7 protein-coding genes are annotated in these 7,295 nt (G+C 32.1%); all 7 read left to right on the forward strand.

Annotated features, from left to right (window positions below; translation table 11 throughout):
- A partial coding sequence (locus DIU01_RS12850; RefSeq protein WP_290835075.1) for a hypothetical protein occupies positions 1-312 on the forward strand: 312 nt, incomplete at its 5' end.
- On the forward strand, positions 302-2,527 hold the full coding sequence (locus DIU01_RS12855; RefSeq protein ID WP_290835076.1) for a redoxin domain-containing protein: 2,226 nt from the start codon (positions 302-304) through the stop codon (positions 2,525-2,527). The genes DIU01_RS12850 and DIU01_RS12855, both read left to right, overlap by 11 nt.
- A 65-nt stretch (positions 2,528-2,592) precedes the next feature.
- Positions 2,593-2,964: a fluoride efflux transporter CrcB gene (crcB, locus tag DIU01_RS12860; protein WP_290835077.1), complete on the forward strand. Its 372-nt coding sequence runs from the start codon at positions 2,593-2,595 to the stop codon at positions 2,962-2,964.
- A gap of 277 nt (positions 2,965-3,241) precedes the next feature.
- Positions 3,242-4,246, forward strand: a complete 1,005-nt coding sequence (locus DIU01_RS12865; protein ID WP_290835079.1) for a bifunctional oligoribonuclease/PAP phosphatase NrnA — start codon at positions 3,242-3,244, stop codon at positions 4,244-4,246.
- A gap of 1 nt (position 4,247) precedes the next feature.
- On the forward strand, positions 4,248-4,799 hold the full coding sequence (gldI, locus tag DIU01_RS12870) for a gliding motility-associated peptidyl-prolyl isomerase GldI (protein ID WP_290835080.1): 552 nt from the start codon (positions 4,248-4,250) through the stop codon (positions 4,797-4,799).
- A 17-nt stretch (positions 4,800-4,816) separates the two neighbouring features.
- Positions 4,817-5,965, forward strand: a complete 1,149-nt coding sequence (locus DIU01_RS12875) for a peptidylprolyl isomerase (RefSeq protein ID WP_290835081.1) — start codon at positions 4,817-4,819, stop codon at positions 5,963-5,965.
- A gap of 21 nt (positions 5,966-5,986) precedes the next feature.
- Positions 5,987-7,270: a peptidylprolyl isomerase gene (locus DIU01_RS12880; protein ID WP_290835082.1), complete on the forward strand. Its 1,284-nt coding sequence runs from the start codon at positions 5,987-5,989 to the stop codon at positions 7,268-7,270.
- The last annotated feature ends 25 nt before the right edge of the window (positions 7,271-7,295 follow it).

Consider the following 7,295-nt stretch of genomic DNA (forward strand, 5'->3'; position numbering starts at 1 on the left):
ATCATAAATAAAGGCAAACTGAAATTCGAAGGAACCATCGCCGAATTATCTAAAAAAGCCAGTTTTTGTAAAATTCAAATTACGCTAAATGACGCTCAAAAATGGGCATCAGAATTTGAAAAAACATATAAAAATGTGGTTTTGATTTCTGATAATCAGATTACGTTGGAGATTGGAGAAAAAATACTTATTCCAGATTTGATCACAAATTTGGTACAGAATAATGCCGTTTTATTTGAAGTAAAAATTCTAGACGGACTTGAAGAGTGGTTCATGACAATAACCGATGATAAAAAGAACAATGAAAAATAGACTTTCCAATTTCATAACCGCTTTAAAAGCAGAACACATCAAGAAAAGAGGCACAGGCTTTTACTGGACGAGTGCAATACTAGGTTCGCTTTCTCCAATATTATATTTTATTGTATCAATAGTTCAAAGTAGTGAAGAGATACGAGCAGCATTACCCGAAAATTACTACTTCAAATTTATTGAAGGAAGTATTAATCCGTTTGGGTTTTTCTTTTTTCCATTGTTTATCATAATTATGGTTAGCAGAATTACGCAAATTGACCATAAAAATGGCGGTTGGCAATTAATGGAAACGCAACCATCGTACAAGTTTTCTATCTATTTTTCGAAGTACACGATGATTTTAATTGGAAATCTAATTTCGATTGTCACATTTATTGCACTAAGTTTACTTTCTGCTTGGGTTTTAACCTTCATAATTAAAGTTCCAAAAACAGCAATAATGGAATTTCCATTCACCGAATTGCTTCAAATTACAACTCGATTATTTATTGGAGGATTACTCATTACTACTTTTCAATTTGTGATTTCTGTGTTGATTTCGAGCTTCATTTGGTCAATTCTAATTGGATTTTTCGGATTGCTTCTAACGCTTTTTTTATCACCATTTAATCTTGTTCCCGACTGGTATCCGTATCAAATTTTGTCATTAGTAGCTTCAAATCCTAAAGGAAGCGAGCTCGGATATTGGTTTCTTTACACTGAATATCTAGGGCTTTTTACAAGTTTAATTTTTCTCTATTTCGGATTTAGGTGGTATCAACACAAACGATTTAAATTGGCTTTTTTCAAACCTACATCGCATTTAATTAGCGCATTAGCAGTAATTATCCTTGGATCACTTGGAGTTTATTGGATTTCAAAACCAAATCAAATGGAAAATCATTCACAAACAATTATTTGTGGAAAAATTGATAGCGATGAAAAACTAAAAATGCTTTACATTACTGACTTAATTGTAAAAGACACGATTGCTCAAATTCCCATTAAAAACAATGAATTTAAATATGTCCTTACAAAGTCTATTATTACTGATAATTATGAATTCAATATTGACAGAAAATATTCAGGCAACTTGTTTTTTGGAAACAAAGACAGTATATATATTGATGGAAAAATATACAATAATATCAATGGATTAAAAATAAAAGGTACTCGATTAGCAGAGAATAATATCAAGAAAGCGTCTCAATTGGATTGGAGTATGGCCGAATACTACATCAACGAAAATCAAAATTTAGATAAACCCGAATTAATTTCTAATACCTTGTACAAAGAGTGGAAAGACGCGATTGCTTTGCCTAATAATTACAAAACTATTGATAATTATATTCCTAAAAGTGATTTTAAAATAAGGTCAGAAAAATTAATCACCACAAAGTACTTAAATCTTTGGAATGTTTTGGTAGAAAAACGATTGGCAATTTATCCAAACGAAAAAACGGTTGACACCGATAATATCAAGGAAATAAAGAAGAACTTATCATTAACAGATGAAAGCTTGTTAACTAGTAATGAGTATTTTGAATTTGTAAAAAGCCAATTAATTTTGAAAAACAAACAAGATATTGATAAAAACTCCAAGTCTATTCAGGAAATTTCTAAGTTAAAAAAAGGATCCTTTAAAGATAAGATGTTGTATTGGCAAATGAGTAAAAGTCTTGAAGAAGCATCAAATACTGAAGAACGAAATCAACTAATTGCAAACTACATTTCCGACTTTGAAAACACAACTTATCCAAAAAAGATTGTTAATTTTAATCGAGTTATAGAAAGTCTTTCGAAAGGAAAAATAGCTCCAGAATTTACAGCAACCACTATCGACGGCACAACAGTGACGCTATCATCTTTAAAAGGGAAATATGTACTTATTGACGTATGGGCAACATGGTGTGCACCATGCAGAGAGCAAGCTCCATTTTTTGAAAAAATGGCATTAAAATACAAAAAAGAAAACATTCAATTTATAGCTTTGAGTGTTGATGAAAATATACAAAAATGGTATATCGCTGCCAAAGGAAAATCTAAATCAGTAATGCAGATTCATGCAGTAGATAAAATGAAATTATCAAAAGATTACACAATTGATTTCATTCCAAGATTCATCTTTATCAATCCTGAAGGTAAATTTGTAAATGCCAAAATGTCTTATCCAAAAGAGGCTGCATTTGAACTTTTATTGAGGAAAGAATTAAACTTGCCCGATGAGAAATAAAAAGTAATTTCGTAGTAATGAACATTAAAAAGATATTTCATTACATTTGAATTCAAATTAAAATCATGCTCAAAACAATTCTTTACATAGCAATTGGTGGCGCCATTGGTAGTGTTTTACGCTATTTAACTTCGGTTTTGGTCAATAAATATTGGTCCAGTCATTTTCCGTTGGCAACTTTTATTACTAATGTTTTGGGTTGTTTTTTAATTGGATTACTTCTTGGTGTTTTAGAAAAAAACAATTTGGCAAACAGCAATTTAAAATGGTTTTTAATTACCGGTTTTTGTGGTGGTTTTACTACTTTTTCAACTTTTGGTTACGAAAATTATTCGCTTTTTCAGAACAATAATTCGTTATTGGCTTTTGCTTACATTGGATTGAGTATTCTCGTTGGATTATTTGCTGTTTGGCTGGGTCTTTTTGTTTCGAAATAACGAGCCAAATGCAATGAAAACAAAAGTTTGTGGCTTGTGCGAAATAGAAGAATCGACATTGTATCGTATTCAAATTGAAAAAGGAAAAATGTGGCTTTTCGTGTGCAAAACCTGTTGTGAAAAATCTAAAAATTTAGAAAACTACAAATACGGTGGCACTTGGAAAGGTAAACGACATTAATTACCATTAAATTACTAGAACATTTCTAGAATAAAACTTTAAATTCTGTGTTAATCTATATAGTGATTGTGTTAATTTTTAGTATTTTCGCAACCTATGAACGAAAAAGACATTCAAGCCATTACCGAATTATTGGCAACACCGAAGAAAATTGCTATTATTCCGCATCGCAGTCCAGATGGAGATGCAATGGGTTCGACTTTAGGATTATACCATTTTTTATTAAAATTAAATCAGCAACCAGTTGTGATTGCACCCAATGATTTTCCCGAATTTTTAGCGTGGTTACCAGCTTCAGAAACGGTTTTAGTTTATGAAACGGATCGAGTAAATTGCACTAAAGTTCTCCATGATGCTGAACTAGTTTTCACTTTAGATTTCAATGCTTTGCACAGAACGGGCGAAATGGAACAAGTTTTAAACAAACTCACCGTTCCAATGATTATGATTGATCACCATCAATTGCCAGATACTTATGCAGCATTCACCTACTCTGACACTTCTTTTGGTTCTACATGTGAGATGGTTTACAATTTCATCGTTCTTCTAAATCAAAAATCACTAATCGACAAAACAATTGCAACGTGTCTTTACACCGGAATTCTAACAGATTCTGGCGGATTTAGATTCCCAAAAACAACAGGAACAACACATCGAATTGTAGCAGAATTTATTGAATTAGGTGTCGAAAATACAGAAATTCCAACTTTATTATTCGACAATAATTCTTACGAGAGATTGCAATTACTTGGAAGAGCTTTGCAAAATATGAAAGTGCTTTTTGACAAGAAAACATCTTACATATCGTTATCTCAAAAAGAATTAGACGAATTCAAGTACGTAAAAGGCGATACCGAAGGCATTGTAAATTATGGATTGACGATCAAAGGCATTGTTTTTGCAGCCATTTTTATCGAACATAGAGATGAAAATATCATTAAAATATCATTCCGTTCACAAGGTGATTTCGATGTAAATCAATTTGCTAGAGAACATTTCAATGGTGGCGGACACATTAATGCAGCTGGAGGAAAATCGAACGATTCGCTTACAAATACTATCAAAAAATTTGAACAAATTGTTTCAAAAATTACAATATAACATGAAAAATATAAAAATTAGCTTTCTTATTTTATCCCTTCTTGCACTTGTAAGTTGTAAGCAACAGCAAGCAAGAATGCCGGTTTCTCGTTCGTCTGGTGAGTTCATGAATGAATCGGTGGAGAGAAACAAAAAACTGGTAAAAAGTGAAGAAGCACAAATTGATTCGATTATAAAAAGCAATCCGAAAATTCAATATTTGGCTTCACAAAAAGGATATTGGTATCATTATGAAGTTAAAAACGAAACCGATACTTTGCGACCTAAAAAAGGTGATGTTGCTTTCTTTGATTATGAGATAAAAGATTTAAAAGGAAACGTAATTTACACCAAAGAAGAACTGAAACCACAAAACTATCTTGTTGACAAACAGAATATTATGATGGGTTTACGTCACGGAATAAAATTAATGCACAAAACCGAAAAAGTGACTTTTCTATTTCCTTCACACATGGCTTTTGGATATCACGGCGATGATGATAAAATAGGAACCAACGAACCAATTATTTGCACAGTAACATTAAACGATTTTAAACCAGAAAACAAAAACTAAAAGTAGAATAAACAAAAATGAAGAAATTATTATGCCTATTGATTGTTGCAACTGCAACTCTTTTTACTTCTTGCAAAGATGAACATGCCAATCTAAAAGATGGATTATATGCCGAAATGGAAACTTCTAAAGGAACCATTTTATTAGAATTAGATTATAAAAAAGCACCAGTAACTGTAGCTAATTTTGTTACTCTTGCCGAAGGAACAAATCCGTTTGTATCTGAAAATTTAAAAAGCAAACCTTTATTTGATGGTTTGAAATTTCATAGAGTTATTGCCGATTTCATGATTCAAGGTGGCGATCCGTTAGGAAATGGATCTGGAGATTGTGGTTATAAATTTAAAGATGAAATCACCGATTTAAAATTTGACAAAGGCGGATTATTAGCTATGGCAAACTCTGGTCCAGGAACCAACAGCAGTCAGTTTTTTATTACTCACAAAGAAACTCCGTGGTTAGATGGTTTGCATACAATCTTTGGACGTGTGGTAGAAAACGGAATGGAAGTTGTAAATGCTGTTGTTCAAGACGATGCAATCAATTCGGTAAAAATTATAGTTAAAGGTGAAGATGCAAAGAAATTTGATGCGGTAAAAGTTTTTAGCGATTATTTCAAAGTAGAATCAAAAAACCAAAAGCAACAAGCAGAAGCCGAAGCAGCAAATCAGAAAAAATACAAGGAAGAATATGCTAAAGTTATTAGCGATAAATTAGCTTTTTTTGCTGAAAATAAAGCATCTGGAACAAAATTACCTTCTGGTTTAATTTACAAAATTATAACTAAAGGTGATGGAAAAAAATTAAGCAAAGGAACACAAGTAATGCTTAATTACGCTGGTTTTTTAGAAGATGGAACATTATTTGATAGTAACATTATTGAAACTTCAAAAGTTTTTGGAAAATACAATGCGCAAAGAGAAGCTCAAGGTGGTTATAATCCAATGCCATTTACAGTTGGTAAAGGAGAAATGGTTCCAGGATTTGAAGAAGGTTTGTCAAAAATGACAGTTGGCGATAAAGCTGTTTTATTTATTCCTTCTAGTTTAGGATATGGAGTAAATGGTGCAGGAGATGTGATTCCGCCAAACGCCAATATAATTTTTGAAGTAGAAATGTTAAAAGGAACTACGCCTCAATCAATTGAAGATAATAGAATTAAATAATAAAATCAAATAACAATGAAAATGAAATTTAAAATTATTTGTTTGTTTTTCTTAGGATTAACAATTGTAAATGCTCAAACAAAGAAAAAAGCAGTTACAAAAGCACCAGTTAAAACTACAAAAGCTCCAACAAAACCTGCTCCAAAAGCGGTAGTAAGTGAAGTAAAACCTCAGGTAGTTTTGCCAGTTGCTAATCCGAATGAAGGTATATTTGCTACATTTGAAACTACTAAAGGTAAAATTGTAGTTCAATTAGAATACAAAAAAACACCAGTTACAGTTGCCAATTTTATGTCATTAGCAGAAGGAAATAATCCTCAAGTTGCTGAGAAATTCAAAGGAAAAAAATTCTATGACGGAATTAAATTTCATAGAGTTATCAAAGATTTCATGATTCAAGGTGGTGATCCAGACGGAAATGGTTCTGGTGGACCAGGCTATGCTTTTAAAGATGAATTTACCGATTTAAAACATCATAGTGGTGGAATTTTGTCTATGGCAAATGCAGGACCAAGAACAAATGGTTCACAATTTTTCATTACACACAAAGCAACACCACATCTTGACGGAAAACATACTGTTTTTGGAATTGTTGTAACAGGAATGGATGTTGTAAATGCAATTGAGCAAAATGATGTAATTAACACCATCACAATTACTAGAAAAGGAACTGATGCGTTAAGATTTGATGAAGCTAAAACTTTTGCAGATTATTACGCAAACAAAGCCGAAGACGATAAAAAACAAGCCGCAATTGATGCCGAAAACAGAAAGAAGCAACTAGAACAAGCAGAAGCTAATAGAAAAAAGCAACTTGTTCTTGATGAGGAAAAAAGAAAAGAGTATGCTGCTAAATTTGGAACCGTAATGGCAGCCAAAGTTGCTGAATTAAATGCAGTTAAAACTAAAGCAATTAAAACAGATTCTGGTTTACAATATGTTATTACTCAAAAAGGAACTGGAGTTAAACCAGCTGAAGGAACAAATGTTTACATTCACTATGCAGGTTTCTTAGAAGACGGAGCTTTATTTGACAGTAGCTATGAAGAAGTTAATAAAACTTTCGGAAAATTTGATCAAAACAGAGCCAATCAAGGTGGTTACAGACCAATGGGCGCACAAGCTGGAAGATACCAATTTATCCAAGGTTTTATTGAAGGACTAAATCTTATGTCTTTTGGAGATAAAGCAACATTTTTTATTCCATCTAACCTTGGTTATGGAGAACGTGGAGCTGGTGGCGTTATTCCTCCAAATGCAAACATTATTTTCGAAGTAGAATTATTGGAAACTATGCCAAAATAATTCAAACATAAAATCCAAAAAAAGG

The sequence above is a fragment of the Flavobacterium sp. genome (assembly GCF_003525665.1).
GTDB lineage: Bacteria > Bacteroidota > Bacteroidia > Flavobacteriales > Flavobacteriaceae > Flavobacterium.